The following is a 16726-nucleotide window of genomic DNA, read 5'->3' as shown; positions in this document are numbered from 1 at the left end:
GCCTGAAGCTTTACTTACAATCGGCACTATCATTCTATTGACATTACTTCCACTTCTGGTTGGATGGCTGCTGGTAAAAACCTACAGACTTATAAAACCAATTCAAGAGAAAGATCTTACGGGCCTTGCAAGTATAGGAGCGCCAAGGCGGGATAGTTTTTTCAAATTTGTAGTCGCAGGGTGGGCTGTTTGCGGTCCAATTTACTATTGGGTTTTCAGTTCTGGGATTCTTGCTTAGCTCTGCGTTTGACAATCACAATCCTTTCGCTGCTCTAATTCAGCTCAAAAACCAGTCGTTAAGGCAATCAAGTATCAGAGAGTTATGAAAAATTTAGTATCAGTTATATTTGTACTATTCATATCAATTAACACGCATGCAGGAGATAACTCTGTGGAGGTCGAAAAGTTTATTGAAGGGAGCATTGAAGGTTTAAGAATTCAAACTGATGCTCACGATAAGACATGGGGGCTGGGGTCTGCTAAAACATGGAATGTCGACTAAGACAAAGGCCTTATATTTTGGTTGCTTGAGGATGGTCGGATCGCTGTAGCTCCTGTTCAAATAATAGGTACTTACAATCCGCAAGATAGAAGCTTTCTATGGGGGTGGGATCACCCTTCAGTGCTAAAACCTCTTCAGCAACATTCACGTTTAGTTAAAGAGTATGGTGAAAAGCACGGAGTAAAGCTCTTTACCTCAAAAAAGGTCCATGTTTCCGAAGATCAAACATGGGAATTTTCAGCCGTTGCCAGCCGTTTGGCTGCAGCAAATGGAGCTTACAGAGCTGATGCGGGTGGACCTCTTGTTTATATGACATTTGGTGAAATTGAGCTAAGAAATCAGCAGCCCTAACAATCGGATGCTGTCAGGTGTAAAAGTTCCAGCCAAAAGCGGCCTCCGCTTTTGGTTAACGCAGAGCCGAACATTATGCACCAACCGGGGTGGCGACATAAACATTTCCTTCAGCGAAGGCACGATAGAAGATGTCATACAGATCAATTCTGATATTCCAGAGTTCGACGCTAAAAATAGCAAAGATAAAATAGAGAAGAGGTTAGAGGGGCGCCTTTACCTATTACTGGTAGCTTCAGTTGGTAATAAGAAAGTAGGCTAAAAAATTGGTTATAAAGTATCCGAAACAGAGTTTTATAGTTGGTCTGGTGCAGTCCTCCCAGATTACCGAGGCCGAGGTATAGGAAAATCTCTGCTTGAGCTTCAAGAGCAGTGGGTGATGAACAAAGGGTTTAAGTCTATTAGCGTTAAATCGATGAATAGACTTCCTTCAATGCTGCATCTTCTTATATCTCACGAATATCAAGTGTGTGGGTATGAAAATAAAGGCAGCCCCCTGCAAAGTAAAATAATTTTTATAAAGAAAATAGCTGAAAATATATAACAAAAGGTTGCACAATGTTTTGGACTTCGGCTTCCAGCGGACCCGTCAAGCTTCGCTTGTCATGGCCGATGTACCTGATGCTATGTGTGGTAGATGAGCAATGAGTATTAATATACGAAAGTTTCCTGTAAGTGAAGTCTATAAGGAGAACATTGAAGAAATTCGTACATTGTACCCAGGCAAAAGCGAGTTTCGCGTGAGTCCGTACGAGTATGATGCCGGTAGCAAATTTTCAGGCTCTTCTGAAAATTGCATATGCTTTATTATATCTGGTAGCTGTGAATTAACATTTTCTAATACGGAGCCAGTGGTTGTAAAACGCGGAGATGTGTTCGAATGGCCTCGTGGGCGGTATTGGGTTAAGGCTGGTGATCCTGCCGGGGTAAAATATGTCAATGTGTGGAACTTGAAAGAGATAATTAAGCGAAGAGCTAAAAATACATAATAGTTATCGCGTCTGATGTTTTGGTCTACGCTCCGTTTTGTCATGGCTGCGCCACCTTACGTTAAAATTCTAATAGAACCAAAATACTGCTGACTAAGTTGTTATATGCATGAAGTTTTAAAGATTAGATAGTAAGTCAATATTAGTAGGCTGGAGAATGATAGCGTCCTCATTACACTATAAGCATACCCAAAATGCCTAGAGGTAGGTGCCAATCTACAGGTTCGAGAAGGCTCAAGAGTAATTGGCTATGCTGAGATACAGGAAATATATAATGAGTAACTACGCAAAGGCAGCTAACAATCACAGGTACGTTGCTACTTCCCTTCGGACGGCTGAGGCTGCGCTCTGGCCGCTAGCTAGTAGGGTCATGGAAGGTAAAAAAACTTAACAGGCCCATACCCCGTATATTGCTATATCTCAATCAGCTGTATCAGTTCAACTCAGCCTGTCAAGTGCTTAAAGCGGAAGCCAAAGGGGGGGGGAGGGATATCATTGCAATACCTAATAATCTTCAAAGTATAACTCTTTGAGGGGAATTTGATTTAAGTTTGTAATTGTGAGCCGCATTACATTTATGAATCAAAAAATGATATGCCAGAATTTGTCTTAAATAATAAGATTTAATGCCCCGAACCTTGGACGTGCCCGATTCAATATTAGAGTCTGACACGACCACAGTTGGCGATTCGCTTTCTAGCTCGCAGAGAATTTTGAGTATTCTAGTAGATGCTTATACTACTCTTAAATCGATAACCATCAAGAAAAAGTCACTGCACGCTCATTCAAATCATAATACTTGGTATTAACCTTAATTTTGACAGAGCTACCAGTAGCGTCAAACCAACCAAGGTACCCAGTAACCTCTAGGCTTTTATGGGTAGTAGCCATCGCCTCACGTAAACGCTGTGCCCAGGGCCTTAGCCTCTCACCGTCATAACCTGACCCGCAAGCACAGAGATGCAGGTCCACAAAACTACCAGGCAAACCTTCTTTAACCAAAGTAGCTGCTAGTTGCGTGGGAGTGTAGGTTTTCCACTCTCCACCCTGCCACGACTCTACGCCCCTCTCGAAAACTTTTGTTTGTTTATTCTTACCGTTATTGCGTTGAGCACCAATTTGCTCACCATCGCCAGCGCCGGTACCATGAGAAACAATATAAAGAGTATCACCAGACTTTAGGCTACTAAGACATTTATCAATCCATCGGTACATAGACTTACCAATACCGGATGTCACCTTGTTGGCAAGAATATGGTTCTTCGGAATACTCCATGCGCTCGCCATATTCTCCGCAAACTCTAGCATTTCTTCACTGTTTACGGGGAGATAAATATACTTTGCCATTTTTACACCTTGTTATTATCACGACACCTGAATTATAACACCAAGCTCCTCACAGAATGAATTATTCAAGATATTTCAGAATTGGCGAAAGGTGTCAGTTACATGAAGCGTATAAGCATTGGTAGATCTTAACCCGGTTAAGATGTAAGGAAATGTCGTTGATTAATAGGAGATACGAGCTGAAATCTGCTATGGGCGAGATAAAGAAAAGGAAAGGCATCGATCATTTTATCTTCGTAATCGTTGACATTCGTAAAAATCGATCTTATCTGCTTTGGAGTGATGACCAAGATAAAGATGTTGTTATCTCGGCATTTGGAGATTAGGGAAATGAGAGTGGTGGGGCCTGTGTCAGTTGCGCGGCTTCACCACTATCCCTCCTAGAAGAACTATGGCAACCGGTAGGGACTACCATTTGACCGGACGATCTCGGGTTAGTGTTTCGAGCTTGCATATGCACCTATTACTAGCTGAGGAGTAGATTTCTGCTTAAAGCTCATTATTCCTTGATTCGTGGAGCATTGCTATGGTCGAAAAAAATCTGAACTAGAATAACAAGGAGGAAAGGTCGTTAGATTAATTTCGGTGTTTCGGAGTTATAATCTGCTGTGGCGGGCTTCTACTATTAGCACGAACCTATAAAAAATTATCATTCGCGCGTAGGTAAAGAGAAAGCTAGCGAGATGAACTATATTTATTTGACAGGGACTTCAGCTTCTCAGCTGTCTCAAAATCGGAACTAAACCATATCTGTAATGGATAGGACTCAAGAATAACTACATCTTTTACCTTTCCTAATTCTTCCAGACGCTGCACTTCCTGTAAAACTGGATCAGGTGTATTTAGGCTGCCTCTCACCATTATTCGCTGCCATTCGGGTTCATCATCTGCCATCATTCCACATGCACTTAGAAAAAATATTAAAGAAATTAGCGTTCTCATACTTTTAAAAAAGGCGCCCAAGGGCGCCATATCCTAAATTTGGGTGAGGTAATTTTACTTTATGGGTAATTCTCAATCCAATCCTGCAAAGTGTTATAGACGGAGCTGGTTATACGCGTTCCACAGTTTTGCGAGGATGATCCAGTTGTGTGGATTCCGCGAACACTGTTGGACGTGTCTTTAATCCCACTGCCACTCTGACCGCCAGCTGTATCTAATGTGTAACACACTCTGTATGTACTTGAAGACGTGCTACCGGAATCTGTCCACATAGTAGCAAATGGCTTATCTCCTGGGTATCCAGTAACACTATGAGTGCCGCCAGAATAGACACCCCATCCGGAATATCCATTGTGTGGTGGTTCCGCTAACACAATAATTGCATAGTCATAGTTCGTATCTGAATTATTATGCCAAGCACTGGTAGTCACAGCATTTGTCCAGGATTCACTCCCCCAGGGCTCATAATTACCAGATTGAGCCACTGTAAAATCAAGAGAACTATACCAGTTGCCGGAGCCATCAGAAACACAATGTCCTGCCGTTAGCACATGCTTTGCGGTAATCAATGTACCGGTACAGCCTACATCAATGCGGCCATTGTACCAGTGAGGATTTTGCACGGTATTAGTAATTTGAACTCTATCGTCAGTACCAATTACAACTGTGGGGAGCAGTTGTTCCTCACCACGAAACATGGTGGGCGCCTGTCCTTTTGATGAAAAAATCCTTGAATCCAAACCATGAGATTCAATAATTGCGATCGCTTGCTCCAATAGCGATAAGGATTCTTGATCTACTTCTGCAGTATATTGCCTACCGTCTGGAGTAACCGAAACAGCACTTAAAGAAGCGGTGCGTTCCATTAACGTATATTCTTTTCTTACCGCGGCATCATTGACTACCGGTTGTTTTGCAACATTATGACCGCTTATAAAACTTGCGGTTTGGTCTATCTCAACAAAGTTGTAAAGGGGGGCTGCATGGGATGCCCCTGAGAGCACTACCAATGAAAGAAAAATATGACTTCTGTTCATATCTGATCCCTCTAAATTAATAGGTTTTAAGTAGTGGTACAGCCATTTTTGTTTTCGCACTTAATTTATGTGCGGGCGCATAATATAGTACCGTCGTACATGTTTACAACTCGATGATAGTTAATTAGAAAATAACCGGCGCCAGTTTTTATGCGAGGGAAAGCAGAAAATATTTGTCTAAAAGATTATATTAATTGCTTTAGGTGTTGAGGGTTTTGTGGTTGCTAATATTTGTTAAAGTATTGAGTGAATAAGCTAAGATTTTTTAGTATGCGAATATTAAATTAATTGGTTCATAGTGAGGTCTATGTCATTTATCCAATATTTCTCACAGCTGAAGATTATCACTTGCTCAGCTTATGGTTGCATATGATCTTGGTTATTATTTAAATATGGAATGTTTATGTAAGAGGTATAGAGGTCATAAGTGTAGGAACCAACAAGATAAATAAACTGTTATAGAAGTGCTATTTTCTAAATCAGCTGCGGCGGCAGATACCCGTTAAAATCGTGAAGAACCTTGATGGCTATAAATGGTAGAGGGCGATAATCAAAATAAAGGTTTTTGTGGCGCTGGGCACTAGATATTCAATCATCCTCAAAGGAAATAACTGTTTGGCACTCATATATTTTGTAGCGTCAGAGGAATCTGTGAAGTGTTCGAAATAGGTGTTCCAACTATTTAAAATAGCAGAATCTTTAGAGCTACTAGTTGGAATCAAAGCTAATTGGTAGTAAAGCGATAAAGGGCCCGCATACTGCAGGCCACTCTTATCTATCTCTGAGAATCTCCATAGCAGCATTATGCCCAGGTACTCCAGTAACTCCGCCTCCCGGGTGGCTACCCGAGCCACAGAGATACAGATCCTGTATCGGCGTGCGGTAATCTGCAAAGCCCATAAAGGGGCGATTACTCCATAGTTGGTCCAGTCCTAGGGCACCATGGAATATATCACCTCCCATGAGGCCAAATTTGCGCTCTAAATCTAGCGGTGAGTGAATTTGTTGGGCGATTACCGCATCACGAAAATTGGGGGCATAGTTAGTGACGGTATCGATAATTGTTTTTGCAGCTTGGTCACGATAGTCGTCCCAGCTTTTTCCTTGCGGAAGTTCTGGAGCGAATTGCTGGCAAAATAGGCTGGCGACATGTTTGCCTTCTGGAGCAAGAGTAGGATCGATGGTGGAGGGGATCAATATTTCTACAATGGGGTGTGTTGACCAGCCGTATTGAGTTGCATCGACAAACGCCTGCTCCAAGTAGGTCATTGTTGGACCAATGACTATCCCAGATTGATGATGCTGTTGTAGGTGAGTTCCAGGCTTACAGATGAAGTCTGGGAGTTCAGACAGCGCCACATTCATACGGAAAGTACCGGAACCCACCCTGAATCCACGTACGCGGCGGCGGAACTCTGGCTCTAGGTGTTGTTCGTCAATCATCCGGGAGTAAAGCAGCTTGGGACCAACATTGGCGATTACTTTGTCGGCCGTAATAGTTTTTCCACTGCTAAGTCGTACGCCGTTGGCACGACTGCGGTCTACCAGAACTTCTTTGACTTCAGCATCTGTACGAATATTGACCCCAAGGCGCTCAGCTTCTTTTCGCATGGCTTGAGTGATAGCGCCCATACCGCCCATAGCATGTCCCCAAGCGCCTTTATCACCGTTAGCCTCGCCAAATACATGGTGCAACAGCACGTAGGCAGAGCCAGGAGTGCTGGGAGCTGCATAATTTCCGACTATAGAGTCGAAAGCAAATGCAGCTTTGACATGGTCATTTTCAAACCAGGCATCCAGTACACTTGAAGCACTCTTGGTGAACAGGTCAAGTGCATCGCGACGAGATGACATACTCAACTTTTTCGCTCTTAAGCCAAAGCCCCCAGCACGAACTAAATCCACAAAGCCACCGCCCACATTAGGGGGGGAGCGGAGTAATTCGTCGCGCAAAATATCTGCAACGGTTTCCAACATGGCATAAAAGTCAGGTAAGGTGGCTGCGTCCTTTTCTGAGAAATGTGCAATCTCAGCTTGTGTATCCAAGATATTTTTATGGAAAGAGAGACTTTGACTATTTGAAAGTGGAAAGAAGTTAGCTTGTGGCCGTAACTTGATTTCCAAGCCATGTTCACGGAGATTGAGATCTTCGATGATTTTCGGGTTGAGCAAACTTACTGTGTAGCTTGCTACAGAATTTCTAAAACCTGGGTAGAACTCTTCAGTTACTGCTGCCCCCCCGACTATAGACCGGCGTTCAAGGATCGTTACTTTTTTCCCTGCTTTTGCTAAATAACAAGCGCAGACCAGGCCGTTATGACCACCACCAATAATCACATAATCCTTCATTATTATTCTCTATATGGATAAGGACTAGTATGAATATTTACAGAAAACTATCAAAAAATAAAGAGTATTTTTTGGGTTTCAGTTTTGGAGCGATAACTTTAGTCATTACTTGTCTGTTTTAGGGTATTGGAGAAGCGGAATTTAAATGCCCTAACTCTAGGTAATGTTGTCTGAGTAAGTGTAGAGTAACGGAAGTTGAAGAAAAAGTAATTGCTGAAGTTATTTAGATATAAATTAAAAAGACAGCTTAATTCTGGGTATTATTGTTGTGCTGGATGTTGAAGTTTCTCTAATCTTGATCGGATAAAGATATTGTCACAGGTTGCAGTCACGTAGTACTTTCGAATTTCGCCAACGACTACTTGTTTATGGGTGGAGAATGATATCCCTTAAATTAAAAGTCTGTTTATGTGTGTTCTTGTAAAACCTCCTATATATCAATTATTGAGTAGAGTGTTTAAAGCTAACTAGTGCAGTTGATGGGTATTTTTTAATTGTCCGGGTTATATTTGAGTGATAAAGTCAATTAGTAAATGTCTTTATTTAGTATGTGAAGGTTAAAAGGATTTAATAATATGTACAAACGTATAAGTTTAAGTACTGTACTTTCTTTATGTTCGGTATTTCTGGCTGAAAATTCAGTAGCGCATACGAATGACTTGGATAGTCTTTTTATAAATGCGGTTTCTGAGGAGTCTGTGCCTGGAATTAGTGTGGCTGTAGGGGAAAATGGGCATGTTCGATGGGCAAGAGGTTATGGTTTTGCTGACCTCGAATCTCATGTTCCAATGACTAGAAAAACCAAATTGAGAATCGCCAGTGTTTCGAAAGTTATCACTGCAGCTGCTCTCATGAGGTTGAAAGAACAGGGGATTATTGAGTTGGACACCTATGTCTCTTCGCTGGTAGAAGCTTGGCCTGATTCACACGCTGATATTAGTTTAAGACAGATAACAAGTCATACTTCCGGCATTCGCCACTACCAATCTTTGGGAGAATTTCTTTACAATGTGGAATATAGTTCCACAATAGATGCGTTAGACCTTTTTAAGGATGACGATTTACTTTTCTACCCCGGGACAGACTCTAATTACTCGACCTATGCTTGGACATTGCTCGCTGCCGCAATGGAGTCTGCATCAGGAACTGAATTTAAGAAGTTAGTTCAAGAGGAAGTATTTGATCCTTTGAACCTCAAAAATAGTACTTTTGATGAAAACTCTCCCATAATTTCCCACAGGCAAAGAGCTTATTCTTACTGGGGAGGAAGTCTAATCAACTCTCCAGAAGTAAATAGTAGCTATAAATATGCTGGCGGAGGTATGCTCTCTACACCAAGTGACCTGGTTAGGTTTGCTATGTCACATCTTGATAGTGGCTATCTGAGTGATGAATCGCTTTCTGAGCTTTTTAGCCCAGGAACTCTAACAAGTGGTGAGGAAGTTAGCTACGGTATTGGTTGGATTGTTGACTTTATCAGTTTAAGCAATTGGTATGATCCGGAGGAGGATGCGGAGCTGATTAGAGTTATCGAGGAGCATCCAAACATTAAATTGATGAGCGGTGAAGGAGTTGGCGGAAGTACCATGCTAATGCTTTGCCCTGATCATGCCCGCTCTATAAGCGTTGTCAAGAATGTAGATAGTGATCAAACGGCTGACTTGATAGAGCTATCTCTGAAAACATTAGATATTTTCCATAATAAAAATTAATTAATTTAAGGTGTCAGAAAGCTAAAGTTGCTAATTTTAAGATTACCCTTCACTCGCTTAGAGCCATTGTCTGGTCTACAAGGAGGGGAAGGGTAATTAAATTCCTCCGCCGTCCTCAGGTAACTATTTAGCTGTTTCTTTGAAAATACTCACGAGCACATTCCAGTGTCGCATGGGGTGAAAGCATATCAAAAGTAAAGTTCTTTGGAGTCTGATTTTGTTTTATGGTATTTGGCCAGTCCTGATTGGCCAGGGCCGTTTTACCAAGCGAGATAATATCTGCTTCATTGTTTTCTAGGACCTGAGCTGCGAGTTTTGGGCCTGTAATTCCGCCGTTGGCAATAACCGGTAGAGTACTATATTTCCTTGCCAGACATGCTAATGAGTTACTGTTTTCAAAGGCGGGAGTGTCTATTTTTGGTTCGGTGGTATGAATATAGTCGGCACCACATTGCTTCATTAGCTCGAAAACTTCGGCAGCTCCAGCTTCGCCTTCAGGCCAAATATAGCTGGTATCGTTCACTTTTTTCTGAGAGAAACGAACGCCCACTACAAAGTCCTTTCCGACCGCTGTCCTTACTGATTCAAGTGTTTCCTTGTAAATACGTAAACGGTTAGTGAGTGCTCCTCCATAACAGTCTTTTCGTTTGTTGGTATAGGTGGTTAAAAATTGGTCTAACAAGTAGCCATTGGCACCGTGTATCTCAACACCGTCAAAGCCGGCAAGTTGTGCCAGGCGGGCAGCCTGAGCGAAGCCCTCAACAACCATTGCAATATCTCGCTGTGTCATGGCTTCCGGCATGGGATAGGGGCCTTCTCCATAGTAGAAGGGCATTTGACTTCCCTGGGGACGAACCATAGAGGGGCCAGCATTTTGATCGGTATAAGGGTTATATTGCGAAAGGGCGCCGGCATGCATCAATTGGGCATATATCCGGGCTCCTTGTCTATGAACTCTTGAGATAATCGGCTTCCAGCTCTGTGCATGATCGTGGCAGGCCATACCAGGTTGATACTTGTAACCCTGACTATAAAGTCTGTCAGTATGTAATCCCTCGGTAATAATCAGCCCAAACCCTCCATGGGCAAATCCCTCATAGTACTCCTCCATCAATGGACCAACGCGACCATCCAGCCCGGCGCTGACCCTTGTCATCGGTGCGACTGCGAGCCTGTTAGGAATACGTAAGTTTCCGATTTCAACGGTGTTGAATAGATTGTGATATTTGGTAGCCATAAATATTTCTTACCTATTAAGATTTTTTATATTTTGACAATTAACGAATTGTTGTGTAAATCAGACATTAGGTAATTACAGTTTCAACAATTTATTGAATATGGCAGGAATTAATCAATTAGAGAGCTTGAGGGTTTTCAGTGCGGTCGTGGAGTGTGGAAGCTTTACTACTGCTGCAAATCGTTTAGGTGTATCTGCAGCTTGGGTTTCTAAGTCGGTAGAGCGATTGGAATCTCGCCTGGGAACCACGCTTTTGCGCCGCAGTACTCGGCATATGCAGGTGACTAGCTCCGGGGAACGGTGTTACATGCGGGCACTTGAAATGCTCAGCAAGTGGGATGCTTTAGAGGATGACTTATGTGAATCCAATGATAGCCCTAGAGGAAAGTTACGGATTGGCGTCCCGATGTCTTGGGGGTTATCCAAGTTCGGTTCCATTTTGAATATGTTTATGGATCGGTACCCGGAAATCCTTCTAGATATTCAAATGGGAGATCATTATGTGAATGTGTTAGAAGAGAAGTTTGATCTTGTGCTACGGCTAACTAATGAACTAGCTGATAGCGCCTTGTTGTGCCGAAAAATTACCAGTTACCATCGAGTTGCCTGTGCTGCGCCTGAGTACCTTAAACAATATGGGGAGCCAGGCCACCCCCGTGAGTTAAGTGACCATCACTGTTTGGTATATACCTTACCGGGTAAACCCAGTGTGTGGCAGTTTAAAGATAAAGGTAAATGGCTCGATATTTATCTGGAACCTAGGTTGACTTCTAATAACAGTAAATTACTCCATTGTGCTTTATTAGAGGGGAAGGGCATTGCACTGATCCCCCATTTTATTATTGATGATGACCTTAGAGAGGGGCGATTAGTTCCGATTTTGACAGGCTTCCAAACCGCTGAGCTAAACCTTTATTCACTTAGGCCTGGGGACCGTATGTCCTCCTATCGATTAAAATTACTATACAATTTTATATGTGAGCAGCTTGGTGAGTAAGATAGGGGATGTATCAGAGGTAATATCTTTTACCTTGGGTGCATCCCCTATCAAGCTCTACCCTTTTATAGATTACCTATGATCGTGCGGGTTAGTTCTAGTCAAGCATCAGGGTTTTACAAACCTATTTTTTGCACTCTCTACCTTAGATCGCGTTACACATCCCTCTAGATGGTCATTAATTAATCCCATTGCTTGCATAAAGGCATAGACAGTTGTTGGACCTACAAATTTCCAGCCTAACTTTTTCAAATCTTTCGATAGTGTGATCGATTCGTTTGAGGTAGACATGGACTGAGGCTTGCCAAGCATCTCTTTTTTAGGTTCGTATCTCCAGAGAAATGATGCAAGAGATCCTTCGTTCTTTACGATTTCCCTGGCACATTTGGCATTATTAATAACGGCTTCGATTTTACCTCGGTGTCGGACTATTCCCTCATTTAATAGCAGCTTTTCCACATTTGTATTGGTAAAACGGGCTATTTTATTAAAATTAAATCCATAAAAAGCTTCCCGAAAATTTTCTCTTTTGGCAAGAATTGTACGCCAGCTTAAACCAGACTGAAAACCTTCCAGGCATAGCTTTTCAAATAGGCGAAAATCGTCACTAACTGGAAAGCCCCATTCTTTGTCATGGTACTCCAGGAAATCTGGTGCAGAAGCGCACCAGTTACAACGGTATTTACCATCATGGCTTTGAATAAGTTGCGCGGCCATACCAATTACCTAACTGTTTGCCTCGGGTCTTAATAAGAATTCAAGCTGCGGACTAGCTTTGGATGAATCAATTTCTATGACATCGGCACTAACCACTTTTTCAGATACGAAAGGGTCTTGTTCGACGCGTATTAGCAATTCTTCATAAGTGGTGTTAAATGCTAGGATACCGCCACCAATTCCAGGTTTTATACTTCCAGACAGTATAAAAACTCCATCATCGAAACCTTTCTGTAACCACTCTCTGTGGCCAGTCATATATTTTGCTGCTTGTGATTTTTTTTCTGAAAATTTTAATAAAATAACAAACATATACTCATAGTTCCTTGTAAATAGCGCTAAGCTTTCGCCTTGTATGTGTCAACCCAAGAGCACATTTTATTGACTTCGTACTCAACATAGTCCTTGTCCTGAAAAGCATTTGCTAAGGTTGCAACACCCTGGCTCCAAGAGAGAACCTGTAGAGCTAGTTTATCGGCATCAGTGTTGGGATTTAGTTGTGTAAATTGTGTTTTTAGCCATTCCCGAAACAGACTGAAAATTTTATTGGCATCCTCTCGCCCTACATGGTTCAACTTGGCAAGTTCATTGGATAGAGTACCTACGGGACAGCCGAAATCTCTGATCTTATCCCAGTTGGTAATGACAATACGGATATAACATTTTATCCGTTGCTCAGATGTATTCCCTTGTGCTTCCCATTCTTCCAGCATTGCTTGGGTTTTTTGCAATCTTCTCTCTATAACACCAGATAGAATTTGATCTTTAGTCTTGAAATGGTGGTAGAAGTTTCCGCGAGAAATATTTAAAAGATTAGCGACATCCTTGAATGAGGTATGCTCAAAACCCTGTTGATAAAATAAGTCATCTGCTGTTGCGATGATTCGGTCGCGGGTGTCTAGTTTTTCCATATCGATTACTTTACTGAATTTCTATTTGGGTTGAGGCAAATGGGTAGTCAGTGTAGCCTTTTTCATCTCCACCGTAAAAAGTTGAGTGATCGGCTTGATTGAGTGATATGCCTTGTTTTAGTCGGTAAACTAAATCAGGGTTGGCTAAAAATGGTGTTCCAAATGCAATTAGATCGGCATTATTACTTTTCAGGGATTTTTGGGCCAGTTCGAGATTATAGCCATTATTCGCGATATACACACCCTTAAAGCATTTGCGTAAAGCTGGATAATTTACGGTTCTCTCTTTTTTCATCATATCGCCTTCCAGAATATGAACGTAGGCAATATTCCGGTTACTTAGCTGCCCTAAAACATACTCGAAATTTTCTTGTGGGTTAGAGTCAGACATTGAGTTAAAACTATTCTCTGGTGTTAGACGCACGCCTATACGGTTTGAAGGCCAAGCTTCCATCACGGAATCAATTATTTCGTTTAAAAGACGCATGCGATTCCCTATATTTCCACCATAGAGGTCGCTGCGATGATTAGTCCCGTCACGCAGAAATTGATCAATCAGATACCCGTTAGCGCCGTGAACTTCAACTCCATCAAAGCCAGCCTCTTTAGCCATTTGTGCAGCAAAGCCAAATTGCTCCACGATTTTTGGAATCTCACTAGTTTCTAGTGCACGAGGAAGAGCAAAGTCCTTATGCCCCTCGTAGGTAACCGCTTGCCCAATTGGTTTAATTGCAGATGCGCTCACGGGAGCCTTTTTATCTGGTTGCAGGTCAGGATGGGAAATGCGCCCGCAATGTTGCAGCTGTATAAAAATTTTCCCACCAGCTTGATGCACTGCATGGGTTAACTTCCTCCAACCATCAACTTGATCAGCGGTGTATATACCTGGGGTGTAAGGGTATCCCACACCTTGCGTAGAGATAGGAGATGATTCAGCGATAATTAGGCCAGCGCTTGCCCGTTGTTGGTAGTGCGTAACCATCATGGGTGTTACGACTCCATTTTTGTCCGCTCGATTTCGCGTCATCGGCGCCATAACCATGCGGTTTGTAAGTCGAAGACCTGATAAATCGAAGGATTGAAATAGATTTGCCATGCTGTACTTCCTCTTTAACTAGCATTACAGGACCTAGGACGCCTGACCTAGAATCAATAATGCTAGGTCAGGCGTCCTATACCTGTCAACCGTTTATCATTTGGGATGGGGGGGGAAGCTAAAAGTGGCGATAATTCATACAGGTGGAGTGCCTGGTTGTGGGGTTAAGTCTTTATGGCAACATTTGTTCTGGTACACGGTGCTTGGCAGGGAGGCTGGTGTTGGAAGCGGGTATCAGCGTTTCTTAGGCGGTACGGCCATGAGGTTTATAGCCCAACTCTGACGGGGCTCGGAGAAAGGGCGCACCTTTTAGATGGCACAATCAACCTGGATACGCATATACAAGACATTCTGGGTGTTATCGCATGTGAAGAGTTAACGGATATTGTCTTGTGTGGCCACAGTTATGGTGGAGTGGTAATAACCGGTGTGGCTGATAAGGTGCACCAGCATATACGATCCCTTGTCTATCTTGATGCCTTAGTTCCAGAGGATGGGCAAAACGCCTTAGATCTTTTGCCTGTAGAGGTCGGGTTGAGTTTTCAGGATATTGCCAGAACTCAGGGTGATGGATTTCGCGTAGCGCCAAGTCCTGCAATAGATTTCGGGGTTAACATTCAAGATCAGGCGTGGGTGGATCGGCGTTGTGTCGACCATCCACTGGGGTCATTTGAGCAACCGATTCAACTACAGGGCTTATGGAAGCAAGTAGCTCGGCACCGATACATCTATGCGTCGGGGTGGGCACCAGGAATTGGTAGGCCGTTCTTTGAGAGAGCCCAGAGAGAACTTGGTTGGGAGACGATAAACCTTCCCTGTGGTCATGATGTGATGCTAGATATGCCCAAAGAACTTACCCAAATTTTGATAGCCTCGATATAGCGATAGCCGTGCTACTTTAGCAACTTATATGGGGTACCCCTTATGGATGCTCCAATGAGAGATGGGTCAAGTATGTCTCTGTATAATTAAAGTGCGTGTCGATATAAAAAATAATTGATCTATTGAATCCAAGTTCAGTATTGATTGCGTCTAATTAAACTGTAACTGATTAAGTGTGATCCCCCTTTTCATAGCTGAAGATGGAGGCTTTACTAGGTAGTAGATCAGCTATTATTTACGAATTTATGATTCCCAGAATTATTATAGTGAATTTGAAGTGAGAAAAATGTTAAGAAGTTATTTGCTATTTGGTTTAATGGTGCTCTTCGTAGGGTTTCCTATGGAAGCCTCAGCAGCCGAGAATAATTTTTCTAAAGTTATGACTGAGGTTGCAGAATTAAAGAAGGAGTACAATTTACCATCTTTATCCGTTGCGATAGGGTTGGATAATCGTGTGGTTTTTGCCCAAGCGGTAGGTCTTGCTGATATTGAAAAGGGTTTGGAAGCCGATTCAAGTACACAGTATTCAGTTGGTAGTTTGGCTAAACCGATGACGGGATTAGCTGTAGCTCGGCTAGTTACTAAAGGTAAACTCGATCTGCAATATCCGGTAAGTAAGTATGTAGAGAGGCCCCATTATACTCGGCTATTCAGTGTTGCTGAACTTGCCGCACATACCGCTGGTGTGCCACATGATACATCGGAAAGAGATTTAGCTGAGTTTTCCAATGTAAAAGATCATCAACACCCACTTGATGCATTTTACGTATTTGATAAACACCCTCTGCTATTTGAACCTGGAACAGAATATCGTTATTCATCGAATGGTTATATCTTGCTATCCGCTGTTGTAGAGCAGGCTTCGCAAAAAGGGTACGTTGATTATCTCAGTTCCGAAATCTGGGATTACCTGGGAATGAAAGCCACAGAGTTGGACACTTCTTTTGCAGGGCACGAAAATGAAGCGGCCTATTATTCAAGTACCAGTAAAGAGAGTGTGCATGTTAAATCAACGACCAAGCGAGATAGGAGTTTCCTTTTTGGAGGTGGAGGATTTATATCAACACCCTCTGATCTGGTAAGAATGGCTCAAGCTACCTATGAAAATGGATTTTTGTCTACAGATGCCCTACGAGCGCTTTCTATGCCATTGAAATTACGCAATGGCGAAATCAACAAGGAAAAATATTCCCTTGGTTGGCGGGTGGGTGGTATAAATCTAGGGGAGCAAGATAAGCCATGGTTGGTACTGCATCACGGTGGCGTGACTGATGATGCGGCTACGGCTTACCTTTTAGTTGTTCCTGAATGTAAGGCCTCTATAGCTTTTGCGACTAACTATGTGCCAGAAAAATTCTGGCGGATGCGGGGGCGTATGGCGTCAATCTTGAAAGAATACCTTGATGTTGAAAGATGCAACCGCTGGGATTTCCTTCAGCCCTCTGTATAGTTGCGTTAACTTTCATTGCTGCATATGTTGAACGTGCCTCCCGGCAGGCAGCCCTGAGCTTTTGGAAAGGCGGGTTGATGCTCATGTCAAATTTCGATAGGGACTTTAAAGGCTTCTATACAATATCTCCATTTTTAATTTTGACTTATACCTGAAGTAGAAAGAGATAACTTACTGTTTTTGGTTGAGATGAACTGGGCTGGCTAA

16 protein-coding genes are annotated in these 16726 nt (G+C 42.6%); 7 read left to right on the top strand and 9 right to left on the bottom strand.

All coding sequences use genetic code 11. From position 1 onward, the window contains the following. The first annotated feature begins 514 nt into the window (after positions 1-514). The 3 genes from ACJJI8_RS21785 (at position 515) to ACJJI8_RS21775 (ending at position 1842) form a co-directional block, all read left to right on the top strand. Positions 515-853, top strand: a complete 339-nt coding sequence (locus ACJJI8_RS21785; RefSeq protein WP_444935190.1) for a DUF6882 domain-containing protein — start codon at positions 515-517, stop codon at positions 851-853. Positions 854-1118: 265 nt separating this feature from the next. Continuing rightward, positions 1119-1397 carry a GNAT family N-acetyltransferase gene (locus ACJJI8_RS21780; protein WP_444935189.1) on the top strand — a complete coding sequence of 93 codons (279 nt, stop codon included), beginning with the start codon at positions 1119-1121 and terminating at the stop codon, positions 1395-1397. A 100-nt stretch (positions 1398-1497) separates the two neighbouring features. Beyond that, the gene (locus ACJJI8_RS21775) at positions 1498-1842 is read left to right on the top strand and encodes a hypothetical protein (RefSeq protein ID WP_444933734.1); all 345 of its coding nucleotides are present in this window, start codon (positions 1498-1500) and stop codon (positions 1840-1842) included. A gap of 759 nt (positions 1843-2601) precedes the next feature. Here ACJJI8_RS21775 and ACJJI8_RS21770 read toward each other — a convergent pair. From ACJJI8_RS21770 to ACJJI8_RS21750, 4 genes are all read right to left on the bottom strand, one after another. After that, positions 2602-3189: a hypothetical protein gene (locus tag ACJJI8_RS21770; protein ID WP_413662643.1), complete on the bottom strand. Its 588-nt coding sequence runs from the start codon at positions 3187-3189 to the stop codon at positions 2602-2604. Positions 3190-3864: 675 nt separating this feature from the next. After that, entirely contained in the window at positions 3865-4086 is a 222-nt protein-coding gene (locus tag ACJJI8_RS21760) for a hypothetical protein (protein ID WP_413662641.1), read from the bottom strand. A gap of 104 nt (positions 4087-4190) precedes the next feature. Further along, positions 4191-5168: a trypsin-like serine peptidase gene (locus ACJJI8_RS21755; protein WP_444914250.1), complete on the bottom strand. Its 978-nt coding sequence runs from the start codon at positions 5166-5168 to the stop codon at positions 4191-4193. Positions 5169-5939: 771 nt separating this feature from the next. Further along, entirely contained in the window at positions 5940-7517 is a 1578-nt protein-coding gene (locus tag ACJJI8_RS21750; protein WP_444907778.1) for a phytoene desaturase family protein, read from the bottom strand. Between the two features lie 575 nt (positions 7518-8092). On the opposite strand from ACJJI8_RS21750, the gene ACJJI8_RS21745 reads away from it, so the two are divergent. Next, entirely contained in the window at positions 8093-9229 is a 1137-nt protein-coding gene (locus tag ACJJI8_RS21745) for a serine hydrolase domain-containing protein (RefSeq protein WP_444914248.1), read from the top strand. Positions 9230-9356: 127 nt separating this feature from the next. Here ACJJI8_RS21745 and ACJJI8_RS21740 read toward each other — a convergent pair whose 3' ends face one another. Beyond that, positions 9357-10466, bottom strand: a complete 1110-nt coding sequence (locus tag ACJJI8_RS21740; protein ID WP_444933733.1) for an oxidoreductase — start codon at positions 10464-10466, stop codon at positions 9357-9359. A gap of 100 nt (positions 10467-10566) precedes the next feature. On the opposite strand from ACJJI8_RS21740, the gene ACJJI8_RS21735 reads away from it, so the two are divergent. Next, positions 10567-11463 carry a LysR family transcriptional regulator gene (locus ACJJI8_RS21735; protein ID WP_444914246.1) on the top strand — a complete coding sequence of 299 codons (897 nt, stop codon included), beginning with the start codon at positions 10567-10569 and terminating at the stop codon, positions 11461-11463. 108 nt (positions 11464-11571) lie between these two features. On the opposite strand, the gene ACJJI8_RS21730 is transcribed toward ACJJI8_RS21735, so the two are convergent. The 4 genes from ACJJI8_RS21730 to ACJJI8_RS21715 are packed head-to-tail and all read right to left on the bottom strand — an operon-like array spanning position 11572 to position 14187. Further along, complete coding sequence (locus tag ACJJI8_RS21730) at positions 11572-12180, bottom strand: DNA-3-methyladenine glycosylase I (RefSeq protein WP_444914245.1); 609 nt, start codon at positions 12178-12180, stop codon at positions 11572-11574. Positions 12181-12189: 9 nt separating this feature from the next. Beyond that, the gene (locus ACJJI8_RS21725; RefSeq protein WP_444914244.1) at positions 12190-12492 is read right to left on the bottom strand and encodes a YciI family protein; all 303 of its coding nucleotides are present in this window, start codon (positions 12490-12492) and stop codon (positions 12190-12192) included. A gap of 26 nt (positions 12493-12518) precedes the next feature. After that, complete coding sequence (locus ACJJI8_RS21720) at positions 12519-13091, bottom strand: TetR/AcrR family transcriptional regulator (protein WP_444933732.1); 573 nt, start codon at positions 13089-13091, stop codon at positions 12519-12521. Positions 13092-13101: 10 nt separating this feature from the next. Next, a complete protein-coding gene (locus ACJJI8_RS21715) occupies positions 13102-14187 on the bottom strand; it encodes an alkene reductase (RefSeq protein WP_444914242.1) in 1086 nt (361 codons plus the stop codon). Positions 14188-14361: 174 nt separating this feature from the next. Between ACJJI8_RS21715 and ACJJI8_RS21710 the strand changes: the two genes are divergently transcribed. Beyond that, positions 14362-15069 carry an alpha/beta hydrolase gene (locus ACJJI8_RS21710; protein ID WP_444933731.1) on the top strand — a complete coding sequence of 236 codons (708 nt, stop codon included), beginning with the start codon at positions 14362-14364 and terminating at the stop codon, positions 15067-15069. A 286-nt stretch (positions 15070-15355) separates the two neighbouring features. Next, complete coding sequence (locus tag ACJJI8_RS21705) at positions 15356-16519, top strand: serine hydrolase domain-containing protein (RefSeq protein ID WP_444933730.1); 1164 nt, start codon at positions 15356-15358, stop codon at positions 16517-16519. Positions 16520-16726 lie beyond the last annotated feature (207 nt).

This window comes from Microbulbifer maximicatervae (SeqCode), from assembly GCF_052467695.1.
Note: the sequence above shows the minus strand (reverse complement) of the source record. Positions and strands in the feature narration are given on the sequence as shown.